Source organism: Acinetobacter towneri, from assembly GCF_001758345.1.
Classification (GTDB): Bacteria; Pseudomonadota; Gammaproteobacteria; order Pseudomonadales; family Moraxellaceae; genus Acinetobacter; species Acinetobacter towneri_A.
The window spans coordinates 1-16658 of record NZ_MKQS01000016.1; the positions used below are offsets into that span (position 1 = coordinate 1).

Here is a 16658-nt window from a genome sequence, read left to right on the forward strand (position 1 = left end):
CATGAATTACATTCAAGTCATTGGAAAATAGAACAATATCACCGAGTGATTAAACAGGTTTGTCATATTGAAAAGTTTCAAGTAAGACGATCTAAACTGATTTTGAATCATATTTTTTCAGCCTTGATGGCCTACGTCGAGATACAAAAGAACCAGTTTGAGGGGATCTTTGAAAATGTATATCGTTGGCAGAAGAAATTATTTAGACCAATCATCAAAGACTTCATTGATGACTTTATTCTCGATAAAAATCATCTGCTACCACAGAGAATCTATAAATGATAGTGCGTAAGTCCTAGTACTTTAATCTCCTAATTTGCTGAAATTCAAAGTTTATTCAATATTGCGTGAAATAGCGCGTATAGATGGTTTTTTGTGAGAAATACCTAAAATGAAGAAGCTTGCTAAGGATTGCGTTTCAATAATTCTAACGATATCTCAAGCGAGTGAATGATTAAAAAATGTTTTTTTATAAGAGTTATGGAGAAATGACATGTCTAAATTTATTAAAACAGCTGCAGCTGTGGTGGTTTTCGGCGCTTTTTCAACGGTAACAATGGCAGGTGGTGGCGGCAATCACGGTCCTAAACCAGACCCTAAGCCAACCCCAGTATGTAACGAAGGGCCTTGCACAGGAAGTATTCCAATTCAAGTGACTGTACCTAAGCGTTGTGAGCTGAAAGTACTAACATCAAGTATCTCATTAAAAGATGGTGCTGAAACTTCAGGTCAATTTATGGTTGGGGCGAATGCAAAATACAATCTACTGGTAAATACCGCTAACCGCGTGGGGGATAAATCAACAAAATCTAAAGCAAAATTAGGTGTTGGTGATAATGCACCTGCAGTGGGTCTCACAGTTGAAACCAAGCTTGAGAATTCATCGTCTGTTATTCTGTTAAATGATGAGAAAACCAATATTGCGCCAGGCAGCAATGGCTGGAACACTTACAATGTCTTTGTTAAAAGTGACAGCGTAGGTATTTCTAAACCAGCGGGTACTTATACTGATAAATACGACATTCGAGTGTCATTCTAATACGTTTGAACTCAATCTGAATGAGTTGGCTTTGCCGATGGGTGGAGTCAACTTTTTAGTCTAAATAAATACAAAATAAGACATTGCTGGGGGAAGCATGGAACGATTATTGAAATATATGCTGATTGCAAGTTGCTTATGTGTAGATGCAGTTTATGCAAATTTGGTGATTTCACCTACACAAATGTATTTGGGCGATAAAGCACGACAACGCAGTGCAACGGTTGTGATGGAAGCCACTGATCTTACCGAACCGAAAAGCTTTGAAATGTTTGCCTATAAATGGTCGCAAAATGCTCAGGGTGAAGATGTACTAGAGCCAGATCAAGACCTTTTAATTAATCCAAAAAACTTTGTTTTACAACCTAATACACAAYAAATTATTCGTGTAGGTTTTAGCCGACCACTTTTGAAGGAAGAAATGGCGCAAGAAAAAACTTGGCGCATTGTTTTTAAAGAAATTGCTCCTGTAGTGGAAGAAGACGCCTTACAATTTTTATTCACAATTTCTGTTCCTTTATTTGTGGGTAAGCAAGAAGCCATTCAGGTAACAGCAACTCCGCGTTATCAAAATGATCATTTATTTTTAGAGATAGAAAATCATGCTGCATCGCATGTGCAAATTTCTTCAATCAGTATTTTAAATCAACAAAAACAACCTGTCGCAACCACACGTGAAATGAAATATTTGTTGAATCAACAAAAGCACAGCTTTGATATGGGGCAAATCAAACTCAGTGATTTGAAAAATTACATACTCAAACTTGAAACAGATAAAAGTGAGCAAGCCATTGAGTTAAAAATGAAGGGCTAAATCATGCATAGAACTCGACTGTTTTTTGCGCTGCAAAGTGTCCTGTGGGGGATACCATTGCAAGCCGCTGCTGCTCAGCCTGAAATGGTATTAAATAGTGTCTGGCTAAATGGCGTAGATCGTGTCATTGAAAGTCTGGTGTTGCAACAGGATGGGCAACGCTATATGGAATGTGAGGTCTTGCAACAACTCGGTTTACAGCAAGACCGTTTGCAAAAACACAGCGCACAAACTCAGTTTTGTTCTGTAACCACCAATGAAATTCAGTCTGAGCAAGACTTTGCGTTGCAAGCGATTAAATTGACCGTACCTGCCAGCTATTTTATTGATGCACAATTTACCCAAACGCATGCGATTCCCTCAAAAGCGGACTTGGGTGGCTTTTTAAATTATGATGTGCTGTATGCACGTTATGATAATTACAATGAAATAAATGGCTTGGCGGAGCTTGGTGTTTTTAAAGATTACTGGATTTTTAAAAATGCCATGATGTATCGCAAAGAGGTAGAACAAGATCAAGATAAGCTACTGCGTTTGAATACCAGTTTTGAAATAGAGTTTCCATCACGTTATCAGCGTTTAACCTTGGGTGATAACACCAGCGTTTATAATCCATTATTAGATACATTTAGATTTGGCGGTGTATCTTTTGGTTCGAATTTTAGTAGTTATCCAGATTTTATTTATTGGAATGTACCCACCTTAAGAGGCAGTGCTGTACTGCCATCCACAGTCGATTTATACATTAATGGCATCAATTTATATCAACAATAGGTTACGCCTGGACACTATAGCTTAAATACAGGTGCCAATATTCAGCAGTCGGGTGAGGCACAGGTCGTGGTGGAAGATGTATTGGGTAACCGTACCGTACAATCCTTTCCTGTCTATGTCACCACGCAATTACTCAAACCTGGGTTAAATGAATATAACTTTTCTGCAGGCAAGCTGCGTTATGACTATGACTACGTATCGGATGATTATCGTGAGTTTTTTGGCAACTTATATTTCAGACGCGGGATTACCGACAGCACGACCTTAGGCACTAATTTAAATTATAGCAAGGATGTGCAAAATGTTGGTTTGTTATGGACACAAGCTATCAACAAATATGCCTTGTTAGATACGCATGCAGCTTCTAGTCACAGTGATTGGGGCGATGGCTATACCTTTGGCGCTTCGCTAAGCCGAAGTGGAAGTAGGATTGCGCTTGGTGCAAGTCATAAATACTACAGTCCTGAATATCGCGGTTTGGGATATAGCAATACGACGCAAACAGTAGAATACGACAATTTAGCTTATGTCAGTATTTTCAATATTCCTTTAATCAATACCTTAAATGTGAACTATCTAGAGCGCCGTTATCATCCCAATGCAAATAATAGCTTTGCAGATAGTCAAATGCTTACAGTCGGTTTTTCTCGTATGTTTGGGCGTCAGACTTCACTGTCGTTTTCTTATTATAGAGATTTGAAAATGCAGGATAGCGACGGAGCCTATTTAACGCTGAATTATCAATTTGACCAACGCCGCAGTGCGCAGCTTTCACATAATTTTGAAGAACAAACCCAGTTACGTTATGCGCAAAGCAGCCTAACTCAAAATGGTGTGGATTACACGCTTGCTGTGCGCCATCAGCAAGCTGAAGGAGATATTGGTGTAAATGCTTATACCGCCCTGAAAATGCCGATGGGCAATTTATATTTAAGCCACGATGAAAGCGAGCGCTTTAGCTACAGTCAAGCCAATTATCAGGGTGCATTAGTGTGGTTAGACCGTAAATGGGCCATGACCAAATATGTAGACAATGCTTTTGCTTTGGTGAATGTTGGTGATATTCCAAATGTGGAAGTACTGCGTGCGTTAAGGCCTGTTGGTAAAACCAATCAACACGGCTATGCGTTTGTGCATGACATTGTCCCTTACGTCAATTACGACGTGTCTTTTGATCAAGACCAGTTAGATATGTATGACAGCTTTGAATATTCAAGCCAAAAAGTGATTGGCATGAATCAACGTGGCTATAAAGTGAATTTCCCTGTTCAGCGTACAGGTTTGATTATATTGCGTTTACTTACGCCCGATCAGCAGACCTTTGTGCAGGGCAGTGAAGTGTATTTAAGTGATGATGCAACTGAGTTTGTACCTGTTGGCAGCGATGGAAAAGTACATTTATATGGTGTGAAAGCAGGCAGTTATATGCTTAAGGTTAAAACCAAAGGTGGTAAAGTTTGCCATAGCCAGCTTGAATTACCTCAAGTTAAAGCTGGCACTGTTCCACAAACCAGACAATTAGATTTGATTTGTCAGTAATTATATCAGCAGCATGATTGAGGATGAGAACATGAAAAGATTAGGGATCTTAAAAAAAATAAGTTTGTTGTTGTGTGGTTGTTGGGTCTGTGTTCCTACACAGGCCTGCACTATTGGTTCGGTGAGTGAGTCTTTATTGCAAATTAGCGCTCAATACCGTAGTCAGACGGCAACCAGTTTTAATGTGCACTGTGATCGGGGTTATAGCATTCAGTTTAGTAGTCGTAATTTACGGGACAAGCACGGCAGCAGTTTTGTAAGCAATGGTACACACCGTTTACGTACCAGTATGAGCATTATGGGTGCAAAAAATAATCTGTGGAACACACCAATTGAAGGGCAGACTTCTGCATCAGGGCATAAATACAGTGTAGCGGTACAGTTAGATGAACAGCCGAGTTTGACAACGCCAGCAGGACGCTATACCGATGAGTTATATGTTAACTTACTGTTTTAGATGTTTTGATTTATAACAGACTCAAGATGATGTATTGAGCAGGTTGGTATTGAATATCTGCTTTTTTCATCTGTTATTAGGCTAAATGACAGCAAATTATGGGGGTTGCTAGCTTTTTAAAATTGAAAAAAATGACAAACGTGTCACCAAAGCATCATATTACTGCAATGCAGCTGCTCTATGCTAGCAAGCATAAAATAAGAATTGAGCAGAAAGGCGATGAGCAATGTATTGGCAAAGCAGAGCAGTAAGTTAGAGCGTTACAGCGATGCGTTTAAATTTTATTTCAAACAAGATCAAAAACAAAAAAGCAGCCAGCCTACCTCTGAACTCTCAGACCTTGTCCGCCCACGTTTAAAAATTGCCCTTGTAACAGAAACTTGGCCACCTGAAATTAATGGTGTGGCACGTTCACTGTTGCAGCTTTGCAAAGGATTGCAGGAACTTGGACACAAAATTTTATTGATTCGCCCTGAACAAAAACAAGCCTGCACTCAATTCCAACCGTATCAAGAATGTCTGGTAAAAGCACAAGCCATTCCTAAATATCATAATTTACAATTTGGCTGGCCGCAGTGGTCTAAACTTTCGCAGGCTTTAGATGAGTTTCAACCTGATGTGGTGCATATCGTCACTGAAGGCCCTTTAGGGCTTGCCAGTTTACATATTGCAAAATCAAAAAATATTCCAGTATCAAGTGGTTTTCACTCCGCATTTCAAGATTTTAGCCGTTTTTTCGATTTGGCATTTTTACTCAAGCCAATTCAGCACTATCTAAAATGGTTTCATAACAATACCTCGCTGACGTGTGTGCCAAGTAGCCATACTGAAAAATCATTGCGTCAGTTTGGTGTGCAAGGGCCTTTGGTGGTGGTTGGGCGTGGTGTCGATGTTGAATATTTTTCACCAGATTTTCGTTCTGCCCAACTGCGAGCAAGCTGGGGTGCGAGTGAAAATACGCGGGTGATGTTGTATGTAGGGCGTTTATCACCTGAAAAAGAAGTCAATCTTATTATTAATGCCTATCAGCGTATGCCAAAAAATACCGAACAGCCTGTGAAATTGGTGATTGTTGGAGATGGGCCAGACCGTGAGCGTTTAGAAGCCCTGAACACTCAGGGAGATATCATTTTTACAGGTAGTTTAAGTGGCACAGCACTTGCACAAGCCTATGCCAGTGCCGATGTGTTTGCTTTTGCCAGTCAGGTTGAAACCTTTGGCAATGTCGTGTTAGAAGCTATGGCCAGTGGCTTGCCTGTCATTGCTTATGACTATGCTTGCGCACGTTTAAACCTAAAACCGAATGAAACAGGTTGGTTGAGTCCACTCGGTCAGCCAGAAGATTTGGTCGGTCATATCCACCGACTTCCCGATCTTACAACCCTTAGACACATGGGCGAACATGCCCGCAAAGCGACTTTAAATATTGGCTGGCAGTATCCAGTCCAACAATTTGAGCAGGCGTTATATCAGGTGGCGAAGGAGCTACACATGCCATCTTAGCTATACGCCAAAGAGGAGAGAACTGATGAAGTTTAAAAATGCAAAAATAAGAATGCTGGATCTCGACTTAAAAGGCTGTTTGTATCTTAACCATTTTTCCCACTCTCAGCGGGTGGCACAATTTTTTAAAGTCATTAGCCGTTTGGGCGACGGTATTTTCTGGTATGTCATGCTCGCAAGTGCTTGGGTGATGCAGGGCATTGGCTATAGTTTACAAATTATTTATCTGTTGTTAGGCGGTTCTGTCGGTACAGGTATTTATAAATATTTAAAACAGAAAACCGTCCGTCCACGTCCGTATCAGGTACACCAAGTGATCCGTTTGGGTGAACGTCCCTTAGATCATTTTAGCTTCCCATCAGGTCACACTTTGCATGCAGTCATGACCACAACGGTTTTGGGTTATATCCAGCCAGTATTGTTGATGTTGATGTTGCCCTTTACGATTTTGGTGGCCGTTTCCCGTATGATTTTAGGCTTGCACTATCCGAGTGATGTGGCAGTCGGGGCGATGATTGGCGGGGCTGTAGCGAGTGCGATTATTTTGGCTGCACCTTATGTAAATATTGTTTTATAAGTCTGGATAAAACCAAATCGAAAATTCAGTGCAGTAATGGCAGGCAGCCCATGCGAAATTTGTTAAAGTAGGCGCTGTCTTGACTAGAATAGGGAATACAAATGGGTTTACGTTGGACGGACAGCATCGACATTGCCATTGAGTTATATGAGGCGCATCCCGATGTCGATCCGCAATGGATTCGTTTTACCGATTTACACGCTTGGGTTTGTGCTTTGCCAGAATTTGAAGACGATCCTGAAAAATCGACTGAAGGTTTGTTAGAAGCCATTCAAATGGCATGGATTGATGAAGCACGTTAAAAATAGTGCTGTGAAGCCAGACGGATTTATCCGATGTCGATCTGCATAATTTGCTTCATATCGAAAAAAGCAATTTTTTTACACATCAAAAGCAGAAAACAGCCCATTATTCGGTATAATGCGGCAAAATTTTCGCGTCAACATTGACTTAAGGAGCCAATCATGGCTATTGAACGTACTTTATCTATCGTAAAACCAGATGCAGTTGCTAAAAACCACATCGGTGACATCTTTGCTCGTTTCGAAAAAGCTGGTCTTAAAATCGTTGCGACTAAAATGAAACACCTTTCTCAAGCTGAAGCTGAAGGCTTCTACGCTGAGCACAAAGAACGTGGTTTCTTTGGTGACCTAGTTGCGTTCATGACTTCTGGTCCAGTTGTTGTTTCAGTTCTTGAAGGTGAAAACGCAGTTCTTGCTCACCGTGAAATTTTAGGTGCGACAAACCCTAAAGAAGCTGCTCCTGGTACAATCCGTGCAGATTTCGCTGTAAGCATCGACGAAAACGCTGCTCACGGTTCAGACTCAGTTGCATCTGCAGAGCGTGAAGTAAACTACTTCTTTGCTCAAACTGAAGTTTGCCCACGTACTCGTTAATACGCAGTATTCAAACCAGATAAGTGTTATTATGCTTATCTGGTTTTTTATTCTCTGAATTTTATTTTCTGAATAAACCTTCGCTCACCTCTTGAGCTTCTCCTTTCATCTTTAGACATGGTTTAGGTATACACACATGAGTACAGAAGTCCTCGCTGCATCTTCAACAGAGGTTCAGCAAGCATCTGCGTCCGCTCTTGCACAGTCTGTGACTGCAGAGAAAGTGAATCTACTTGGCATGTCACGTCCACAAATGGAAAAATTCTTTGAAGATTTAGGCGAAAAGAAATTCCGTGCAGGACAGGTGATGAAATGGATTCACCAGTTTTTTGTCACAGATTTTGCCGAAATGACCAATATTTCTGGCAAGTTACGTGAAAAACTGGAAAAGATTTGTGAAATTAAAGCGCCTGAAGTGGTGCATAAAAATTATTCTAAAGACGGTACCCGTAAGTGGGTGTTCCGTGTGGGTGAAGGCGAAGGCTCATTGGTCGAAACAGTTCTGATTCCTGCAGAAGATAAAACGGGCTCACGTAAAACCCTGTGTATTTCATCGCAAGTGGGTTGTGCGCTGGATTGTTCATTTTGTTCTACGGGCAAACAAGGTTTTCAGCGAGACCTGACCCAAGCCGAAATTATTGGTCAGTTGTGGATGGCAAACTACTCCTACATGGAAGATGTGCCTGTGATTGAGCGTGAGCGTTCAGTGACCAACGTGGTGATGATGGGTATGGGCGAGCCGTTGCTGAATTACGATGCCGTCTTGAATTCCATGCGCATCATGCTGGACGATTTTGCTTATGGTATGTCTAAGCGTCGTGTGACTTTATCTACTTCGGGTGTTGTACCTAAAATTGACCAATTAGCACAAGACATTGATGTGGCTTTGGCAATTTCTTTACATGCCACCAATAACCAACTACGTGATGAACTGGTTCCAATCAATAAAAAATATCCGTTGGAACAATTAATCGCAGCCTGTCAGCGTTATATTGGTAAAGATGGTAACGAAAGCGCACGTAAACACGTGACCATTGAATATGTGATGTTAGATGGTGTAAATGACCATCCCGAACATGCGCAGCAAATGATTAAGCTACTCAAGAACCTGCCAAGCAAAATTAATTTGATTCCATTTAACCCATTTCCGCATGCGCCGTATGGACGTTCAAGCAGAAATCGAATAATTTCTTTCCAAAAAACTTTGTCTGATGCAGGTTTTGTGTGTACGATTCGTCAGACACGTGGTGATGATATTGATGCTGCGTGTGGGCAATTGGTCGGACAAGTGGCAGACCGCACCCGTCGTGCCGAACAGTGGAAAAAGAAAGTTGCAGCGCAAAATGAAATTATACGCTCGCAAGGATAATGACTTGTATAGATAAGTAACTTGCATCGAACGAAGACGTAAAGGGGATGTCCATTGAATAAGCCTGTATTTAAAATCGCACAAATTACAACTGTTTGTATTTCGGCAATTTTTGCTGCAGCTTGTCAAACCACAGCTCCAACCTTAGGGCAAAAAGACCCTGAAAAAGCGGTGCAAGTACGTACGCAGTTGGCAGCAGAATACTTAAAAAATGGTGATTTAGATTCAGCCAAACGCGCACTTGATCAAGCTTTGGAAAACGATTCACGTGATTCCACTGCCAATATGATGATGGGCGTGTTGCTGCAACAAGAAGGCAGCAAGCTGAATTTAGAAAAAGCCGATGCTTATTTTAAACGTGCGATTGCTGCTGACCCTCAAAATGCACAAGCGCGTAACAACTATGGTACGTATTTATATCAAGTAGAACGTTATAATGAGGCGATTGAACAGCTCAGTATTGCTGGTGCAACACTGGGTTATGATCAGCGTTTTAGAGCATTAGAAAACGTAGGGCGTATTTATTTAAAGTTGGGTGATGTCGCGAATGCCGAAAAATCATTCAAACAAGCCTTGCAAGCCAACCGCGATTCTTATGTTTCAATGTTAGAGTTGTCTGAAATTTTATATTTAAGACAACAATTTGCACCCGCTCGACAATTGTATGAACAGTTTGTACGTGCGGTCGGGCAAAAAAATCAGGGTGCGCGTGCCTTATGGATTGGGATTCGTTTAGCACGTGCCAATGGCGATCAATTGGGAACTCAGGTTTTAGTGAACCAGCTGCGTGCATTATTTCCCAATAGCCAAGAATACCAACGTTATTTGCAATTACAGTACAGTACTGAGGCCGTATGGAAGTAAATCCTAATTCACCGCAACCATCACAGGGGAGCAATCAGGTACCCCATGCATTAGGAAATGTTCAACGTCCAGGTGAGTACCTTCGTCAAATTCGTGTGAATCAAAAACGCGATCTGGCTGATGTTTCAAAAGATTTGAAAATTCCATTGAAAACACTGACTGCACTTGAGCAGGATGAATATACCGCCTTGCCAGAAGCGACCTTTATTAAAGGTTATTATCGTACCTATGCCAAATATTTGCAGGTCGATGCTTCTGCGATTATTCAGCGTTTTGATGAAATTTATGCCAACGATACAGGTTTGTTACCGAACCATGCCTTGAACAATTCACCCATCAAAATTATGGGGAAACTGCCTGGCTCTAACCGTGAGCGCAATAAAAAGTGGCTTACTCGTATCGCCATAATTGTGGCGGTATTACTGTTGTTGTGGGCATTGGTCTCGCTAATTCAAAACTGGATGTCATCTGGTCAAGAGGGGGCTGAACCTGAAATCGCAGTGCTGCAATCCGATGTGCAAATTATTTCAGACAATGCAACAGGCAGCACGCCTGTAATTGCTTCAGGCGATCAGCTGAATTTGCAATTTGCTCGTCCAACTTCAGTGCATATTGTTGACGCTACTGGCAAGGTTTTGGCAACAGGACGTCAAGCTTCTACTTTAAATTTACAAGGCGAAGCCCCGTTTCAAATTCGCTTAGATGATGCGACTGCTGTGTCATTAAGTTTGAACAATGAGTCGATTTCATTATCGCCATACACGGTGAACGGAAAAGCAGAATTCCGTTTATCTCGATAATACAGTAAGGTAAAGCGATATCATGATTGTAAATCCAATTCAACGCCGACCGACCCGTAAAATTCGTGTGGGTTCTGTTTATGTGGGTGGTGATGCGCCCATCAGCATCCAAAGTATGACCAATACAGAAACCTGCGATGTTGCTGCAACTGTGGCACAAATTCAGCGTTGTGTAGATGCGGGGGTAGACATCATGCGTGTTTCTGTACCCACAATGGAATCTGCCGCTGCATTTGGTGAAATTCGTAAGCAAGTCTCTGTGCCGTTGGTGGCAGACATTCACTTTGACTATAAAATTGCGTTGGCGGTTGCCGATGCGGGTGCGGACTGTTTACGGATTAACCCAGGCAATATTGGGTCGGAAGCCAAGATTCGTGAAGTGGTGGCTGCTGCTAAACATCATGATATTTCTATGCGAATTGGTGTGAACGCGGGATCGCTAGAAAAAGATATTCAGAAAAAATATGGTGAGCCAACAGGCGCAGCATTGCTGGAGTCAGCTATGCGTCACATTGATATATTAGACCGTCTAGATTTTCAGGAATTTAAAGTTTCAGTCAAAGCATCGAACGTGTTTTTAACGATGGATGCTTATCGTTTGTTGTCACAAGAAATTGATAATCCATTACATTTGGGCGTGACTGAAGCAGGTATTTACCGTACAGGTACCGTTAAATCTGCAATAGCCTTGGGTGGTCTGCTCATGGAAGGCATTGGTGATACCATGCGTATTTCGCTTGCGGCAGAACCTGAAGATGAAGTTAAAATCGGTTTTGATATTCTAAAATCTTTAGGTTTACGTTCTAACGGGATTAACTTTATTGCCTGCCCGAGCTGTTCGCGTCAGGAATTTAACGTCATTGCTGTAATGCAGGCGTTAGAAGAGCGTTTGGAAGATATTCGTACTCCAATGGATGTGTCGGTCATTGGTTGTAAGGTAAATGGTCCAGGTGAAGCCAAAGAAGCTGATATTGGTGTGGTGGGCGCAAGTCCGCGTTCATTGGTCTATCGTAATGGTGAAAAGAGCCACTTAATTGATACCAATCAACTTGTTGATGAAATCGAAAGTATGGTTCGTCAGCGTGTTACAGAGCTTGAAAAAGCTAAATCTAAAGAGATTATTCGTACAAATTTTTCTGAGTAAGACATGAGTTCAATTGTTGCAATTAAAGGTTTTAATGACATTCTTCCAACGCAAACACCAGCGTGGAGACGTCTAGAGCAACATTTAGCATCTTTAATGGATGCTTATGGTTATCAACAAATTCGTTTGCCAATGGTCGAGCAAACCAATTTGTTTAAGCGTTCAATTGGTGATGCGACCGATATTGTTGAAAAAGAAATGTACACCTTTTTGGACAAAGGCAATCCGCCAGAGTCTTTGACTTTGCGTCCTGAAGGTACTGCGGGCTGTGTACGTGCCATGTTAGAGCACAATTTACTACGTGGCGCGACCCCGCGTGTGTGGTATATCGGCCCGATGTTCCGCTATGAAAAGCCGCAAAAAGGCCGTTACCGCCAATTTCATCAGTTTGGTGTAGAAACCTTTGGGGTTGCAACGCCAGACATGGATGCCGAACTGATTTTAATGACCGCACGGTTATGGAAGCGCATGGGCGTTGCCGATAAAGTTCGCTTAGAGTTGAATACTTTGGGTGAGTCGGATGAGCGTGCTGCGTATCGTGCTGCTTTGGTTGAGTTTTTAGAAGCTCACAAGGCCGATTTAGATGAAGATTCTCAGCGTCGTTTAAGTACTAATCCACTGCGTATTTTGGACTCTAAAGATGCTAAAACACAAAGCATCTTAGAAAATGCACCGAAATTACATGATTTTATGGGTGAAGATACCCTAAATCACTTTGCCCAGTTACAGCAATATTTAACAGATGCAGGCATTGATTTTGTAATTAATCAAAAATTGGTACGTGGTCTAGATTATTACAACAAAACAGTATTTGAATGGACAACCACGCATTTAGGTTCGCAAGGCACAGTTTGTGCAGGTGGACGCTACGATGGTTTGGTTGGGCAATTGAAAGGTAAGGCAGATCAGTCAGTACCTGCCGTGGGCTTCGCCATGGGCATTGAGCGTTTATTGTTGTTGCTTGAACAAGTTGAAGATAATACGCCTGTACGTGATTGTGAAGTGTTCTTGTTGGCAGACCCAACAACTCAAGGCAAAGCGTTGGTTTTAGCTGAGCAAATTCGTGACCAATTGGAGCAAGCAGACAGTCCGATTCGCTTAAAAGTTGGTTCACAAGGCTCAATGAAAAGCCAAATGAAAAAAGCCGATCAATCAGGTGCAATCTATGCCTTGATTTTTGGTGAGCGCGAAGCAGAAGCACAGCAATTGGCAGTCAAAACTTTGGCAACTGCTGAGCAAACGACTGTTGCAGTGACCGAAATTGTGCCTTTCATCATTGAAAAATTTTCTTCACAATAAGCCAAATAACATAAGGAAAAGGGTAATCCAATGAGCGCATTGAGTGATGACGAACAACTTGATAGTTTAAAATCGTTTGCGAAAAAATATGGTTCAGCCATGATTAGCGGGATTTTAATTGCGTTGATTGCCTTTTTCGGATGGCAATATTGGCAGAAAAAAACCTTGGCAGAGCAGCAAATGAATACTGCGAAAGTGCAACAATTGATGGATGATGCACGTACAGCGGAAGGTAATCCAGATGCCTTTAGTCAATTGTCTGCAACTGCCGATAAAATTGTGAAAGAAGCCCCGGATTCTGCGCAAGCCATTCAAACCCAATTCTTAATGGCTAAACTCGCTTACGATCAGCAAGATTTTGCTGCCGCAGAAAAAGCCTTAAAGAAAGTTGAAAACTCTAAAGTAAAAGACCAAGGCTTAGTGCAATTGGTTAAGTTGCGTTTGGCTTATGCACAGTTGGCGCAAAAGAAATACGATGAAGCTATTCAAACTTTGGCCGCGGTGACTGATCCTGCATTTAAAGCGACTGCAGATGAAGCGCGTGGCGATGTTTATGTCGCGAAAAATGACCGTGAAAATGCCAAAAAAGCCTATCAAAGTGCATGGGATACTTTGGTGGAACGTAAACAAGAACGTCAAATTTTACAAATAAAACTCGAAAGTGTTGGTGTTTTGGTGGATGATCCTGAAATTGAACGCCCAGTATTAGAAACACAAGTGGATGAGAGCTAATGAATAGAAAGTATAAAATACCGTTTGCACTGACCGTTTTAACCCTCGCTTTAGTGGGGTGTTCTACCAATAAAATTAAAGTTGCAGAAGTTAAGCCAAATCCACTGCCAAAACTTGAGCAAGCACAAAGTCTAGTTCCTGTATTTTCACAAAGCGTTGCATCGACTACAGCAGCCRATCCATTGCGCCTGCAATTAGATGCAGAAAATGGAGTGGTTTATACCGTTGATCCTAAAGGTGAAATGGCAGCCTATCAAGGCAAGCAACGTCTTTGGCAAAAACAAGTGTCTAAGCAAGGCTTAACTGCAGGTGTCAATGCTGCTGATGGCATTGTGGTTGCAGGAAATGCCAAAGGTCAATTGTTTGCTTTAGATCAGCAAACAGGTGAACAAAAGTGGGTTGCAAAGTTAACAGGAGCAATTCTTGCACCATCGTTAATTCAGGCAGGTCGTGTGGTGACTGTAAGTAATGACGGCACGGTATATGCACACAATGCCGAAACAGGTCAATTGGTTTGGACTTATAACTTGCCAAACGTGCAATTTAGCTTGCGTGGTATGGCAGCACCTGTTGCGCTCGATTCACGTACTGTGCTGATTGCTTCAGCAAATGCCTATGTCTATGCACTGGATATTGTGACAGGTGTACCACGTATGCAGCGCCGTGTTGCTATAAGTGAAGGACGTTCAGACATTCAACGCTTAAATGACATTGATGGTGACCCTGTGGTTGCAGGTCAATTCTTGGTGACGACAAGCTACCAAGGTCAGGTCACTGTATTGGATTTGGCTTCACAACAAGTGATTTGGAGTGAAGATGCAAGTAGTACCAAACGCCCAGAAGTCGCGGGGAATGGTGTATTTGTCAGCACTGCAGATGGCAAAATTGCAGCTTATGAAATCACATCTGGGCAAGCACTTTGGGAAAATGACATTTTACTGAACCGTCGTTTATCTAATCCTGTATTGTTTGGAAAATATTTGGTGGTCGGTGATTTAGATGGTGTCTTACATCTCATTGATCCAAGCTCAGGGCAACTGGTTGGACGTTCAAAAACCAATGGCGAAGTCCGTTCTTTGCGTGTAATAGACAATCAACTCTATGTCGCAACGCAAAAGGGCGCATTAAGCGTTTGGCAGAACCGCTAATTTTGTTCTGACTTTTATGCTAAAATAGTTGTCCGTATTTTTACGCGGGGTAATTGAATCATCAATGCCCCGTGTTTTTATTTAATAGGGTGGTCGATGTTCTCTTTGTCGTTTGCGTGGTCGCAACGCTGAATCCAACATCCATACTCTGTTCTTTCTTCCACAGTTTCGGATGTACAGACCATTGAAACTGACTGATCTTGAATAAAGGTTAATCTATGAAACCCGTAATTGCGCTCATTGGTCGTCCGAACGTCGGAAAATCAACGCTRTTTAACCAGATTACCAAGAGCCGTGATGCACTTGTTGCCGACTTTGCAGGTCTGACACGTGACCGCAAATATGGTGATGCAAGCTATCAAAATAAATCTTTCATTGTGGTCGATACCGGCGGTATTGGCGAAAGTGAAGGTGGCATCGACTCTTATATGGCTGAACAATCTAAAACAGCCATCCACGAAGCCGATATCATCATTTTTGTGGTCGATGCACGTGCAGGCTTGTTAGCATCGGATGAGCAAATTGCGCGTGAATTGCGTACTTTGGGCAAAAAAGTATTCTTGGTGGCGAACAAAGTAGATGGCGTACATGCCGAAGCCGCTTTGGTTGAATTCTTTAAATTGGGAATGGGGGAGCCATTGCAAGTGGCTGCTAGTCATGGTCGAGGCGTTCAGCAAATGCTGGAAGACGTTTTGGCAGATGTTCCTGAAGATGAAAATCCAGATGCACATGATCAAGATACAGGTTTGCGTTTAGCCATTATTGGACGTCCAAACGTGGGTAAATCGACACTAGTTAACCGTTTATTGGGCGAAGAACGTGTGGTGGCATACGATCAGCCAGGAACGACCCGTGACTCTGTCTATATTCCGTTTGAGCGCAATGAACGTAAATACACCTTGATTGATACTGCAGGTGTGCGTCGTAAAGGTAAGGTCGATGAAATGATCGAGAAGTTCTCGATTGTGAAAACCTTGCAAGCCATGAAAGATGCACACGTGGTGGTGATTGTGGTGGATGCACGTGATGGCATTGTCGAGCAAGATTTGCACTTAATTGGTTACGCGCTTGAAGCAGGGCGTGCCATGGTGATTGCGATTAACAAATGGGACAATATGTCCGAATATGATCGCAAACAATGTAAATTAGATGTTGAGCGTCGTTTTGACTTTATTCCATGGGCAAAAATTCACCTAATTTCTGCCTTGCATGGTACAGGTGTGGGCGATTTATATCCTTCTATTCACCGTGCCTATGAATCATCGCACTTAAAAGTGTCACCTGCGAAACTGACCCAGATTTTGAATGATGCAACAGATGCACACCATCCACCTAAGGTGCAAGGTCGTGCCATCAAAATGCGTTATGCACACATGGGTGGACAGAACCCGCCAACCATCGTGATTCATGGGAATAAGGTAGATAAAACCCCTGCAGATTACCGCCGCTATTTGGAAAATGTGTTCCGTAAAGTCTATAAGCTAGAAGGTACACCTGTAAAAATTGAATTCAAAACCTCTGAAAACCCATTTGAAGGACGTAAGTCACAAGTAGATGAGCGCACAGCGGCACGTCGTCGTCGTTATGTGCAGAAGTTTAAGAAAGCCGAGAAGAAGTTTAAGCGAGGTTAAGGCTTAAACTTTGATGAGTTTGATTAAAAAATCCCGAATTCACATTCGGGATTTTTTTGAGCGACTTAATTT

At 42.1% G+C, this 16658-nt stretch carries 17 protein-coding genes and 1 pseudogene; all 18 read left to right on the forward strand.

Annotated elements, in window-relative coordinates; genetic code table 11:
• Nucleotides 1-282: transposase (locus BJN41_RS09465; protein WP_141730392.1), on the forward strand; the 282-nt coding region annotated here is incomplete at its 5' end.
• Between the two features lie 211 nt (nt 283-493).
• Nucleotides 494-1039: a hypothetical protein gene (locus BJN41_RS09470; protein ID WP_070154799.1), complete on the forward strand. Its 546-nt coding sequence runs from the start codon at nt 494-496 to the stop codon at nt 1037-1039.
• Between the two features lie 97 nt (nt 1040-1136).
• A complete protein-coding gene (locus BJN41_RS09475; RefSeq protein WP_070154801.1) occupies nt 1137-1853 on the forward strand; it encodes a molecular chaperone in 717 nt (238 codons plus the stop codon).
• 3 nt (nt 1854-1856) lie between these two features.
• A complete protein-coding gene (locus BJN41_RS15870; protein WP_227515230.1) occupies nt 1857-2627 on the forward strand; it encodes a hypothetical protein in 771 nt (256 codons plus the stop codon).
• A 12-nt stretch (nt 2628-2639) separates the two neighbouring features.
• A pseudogene (locus tag BJN41_RS15875) lies at nt 2640-4166 on the forward strand (fimbria/pilus outer membrane usher protein); the annotation flags it as partial.
• Nucleotides 4167-4197: 31 nt separating this feature from the next.
• Nucleotides 4198-4623, forward strand: coding sequence for a hypothetical protein (locus BJN41_RS09485; RefSeq protein ID WP_070154806.1), 426 nt, complete (start codon nt 4198-4200; stop codon nt 4621-4623).
• A gap of 219 nt (nt 4624-4842) precedes the next feature.
• Nucleotides 4843-6126: a glycosyltransferase family 4 protein gene (locus BJN41_RS09490; protein WP_070154808.1), complete on the forward strand. Its 1284-nt coding sequence runs from the start codon at nt 4843-4845 to the stop codon at nt 6124-6126.
• 25 nt (nt 6127-6151) lie between these two features.
• Nucleotides 6152-6703, forward strand: coding sequence for a phosphatase PAP2 family protein (locus BJN41_RS09495; protein WP_070154810.1), 552 nt, complete (start codon nt 6152-6154; stop codon nt 6701-6703).
• A 101-nt stretch (nt 6704-6804) separates the two neighbouring features.
• Complete coding sequence (iscX, locus tag BJN41_RS09500; RefSeq protein ID WP_070154812.1) at nt 6805-7005, forward strand: Fe-S cluster assembly protein IscX; 201 nt, start codon at nt 6805-6807, stop codon at nt 7003-7005.
• Between the two features lie 162 nt (nt 7006-7167).
• A complete protein-coding gene (gene ndk / locus BJN41_RS09505) occupies nt 7168-7599 on the forward strand; it encodes a nucleoside-diphosphate kinase (protein WP_004975092.1) in 432 nt (143 codons plus the stop codon).
• A 136-nt stretch (nt 7600-7735) separates the two neighbouring features.
• Nucleotides 7736-8968, forward strand: coding sequence for a 23S rRNA (adenine(2503)-C(2))-methyltransferase RlmN (gene rlmN, locus BJN41_RS09510; RefSeq protein WP_070154814.1), 1233 nt, complete (start codon nt 7736-7738; stop codon nt 8966-8968).
• A gap of 75 nt (nt 8969-9043) precedes the next feature.
• The gene (gene pilW / locus BJN41_RS09515) at nt 9044-9832 is read left to right on the forward strand and encodes a type IV pilus biogenesis/stability protein PilW (RefSeq protein WP_413772609.1); all 789 of its coding nucleotides are present in this window, start codon (nt 9044-9046) and stop codon (nt 9830-9832) included.
• A complete protein-coding gene (locus BJN41_RS09520; RefSeq protein ID WP_019836296.1) occupies nt 9823-10632 on the forward strand; it encodes a helix-turn-helix domain-containing protein in 810 nt (269 codons plus the stop codon). The genes pilW and BJN41_RS09520 overlap by 10 nt, the downstream gene beginning before the upstream one ends.
• 22 nt (nt 10633-10654) lie before the next feature.
• The gene (gene ispG, locus BJN41_RS09525; RefSeq protein ID WP_070154818.1) at nt 10655-11776 is read left to right on the forward strand and encodes a flavodoxin-dependent (E)-4-hydroxy-3-methylbut-2-enyl-diphosphate synthase; all 1122 of its coding nucleotides are present in this window, start codon (nt 10655-10657) and stop codon (nt 11774-11776) included.
• A 3-nt stretch (nt 11777-11779) separates the two neighbouring features.
• Nucleotides 11780-13075 carry a histidine--tRNA ligase gene (hisS, locus tag BJN41_RS09530; RefSeq protein ID WP_019836298.1) on the forward strand — a complete coding sequence of 432 codons (1296 nt, stop codon included), beginning with the start codon at nt 11780-11782 and terminating at the stop codon, nt 13073-13075.
• A 30-nt stretch (nt 13076-13105) separates the two neighbouring features.
• Nucleotides 13106-13807, forward strand: a complete 702-nt coding sequence (locus BJN41_RS09535; protein ID WP_019836299.1) for a YfgM family protein — start codon at nt 13106-13108, stop codon at nt 13805-13807.
• On the forward strand, nt 13807-14955 hold the full coding sequence (gene bamB, locus BJN41_RS09540) for an outer membrane protein assembly factor BamB (protein WP_070154820.1): 1149 nt from the start codon (nt 13807-13809) through the stop codon (nt 14953-14955). The genes BJN41_RS09535 and bamB overlap by 1 nt, the downstream gene beginning before the upstream one ends.
• 218 nt (nt 14956-15173) lie before the next feature.
• On the forward strand, nt 15174-16586 hold the full coding sequence (der, locus tag BJN41_RS09545) for a ribosome biogenesis GTPase Der (RefSeq protein WP_019836301.1): 1413 nt from the start codon (nt 15174-15176) through the stop codon (nt 16584-16586).
• Nucleotides 16587-16658 lie beyond the last annotated feature (72 nt).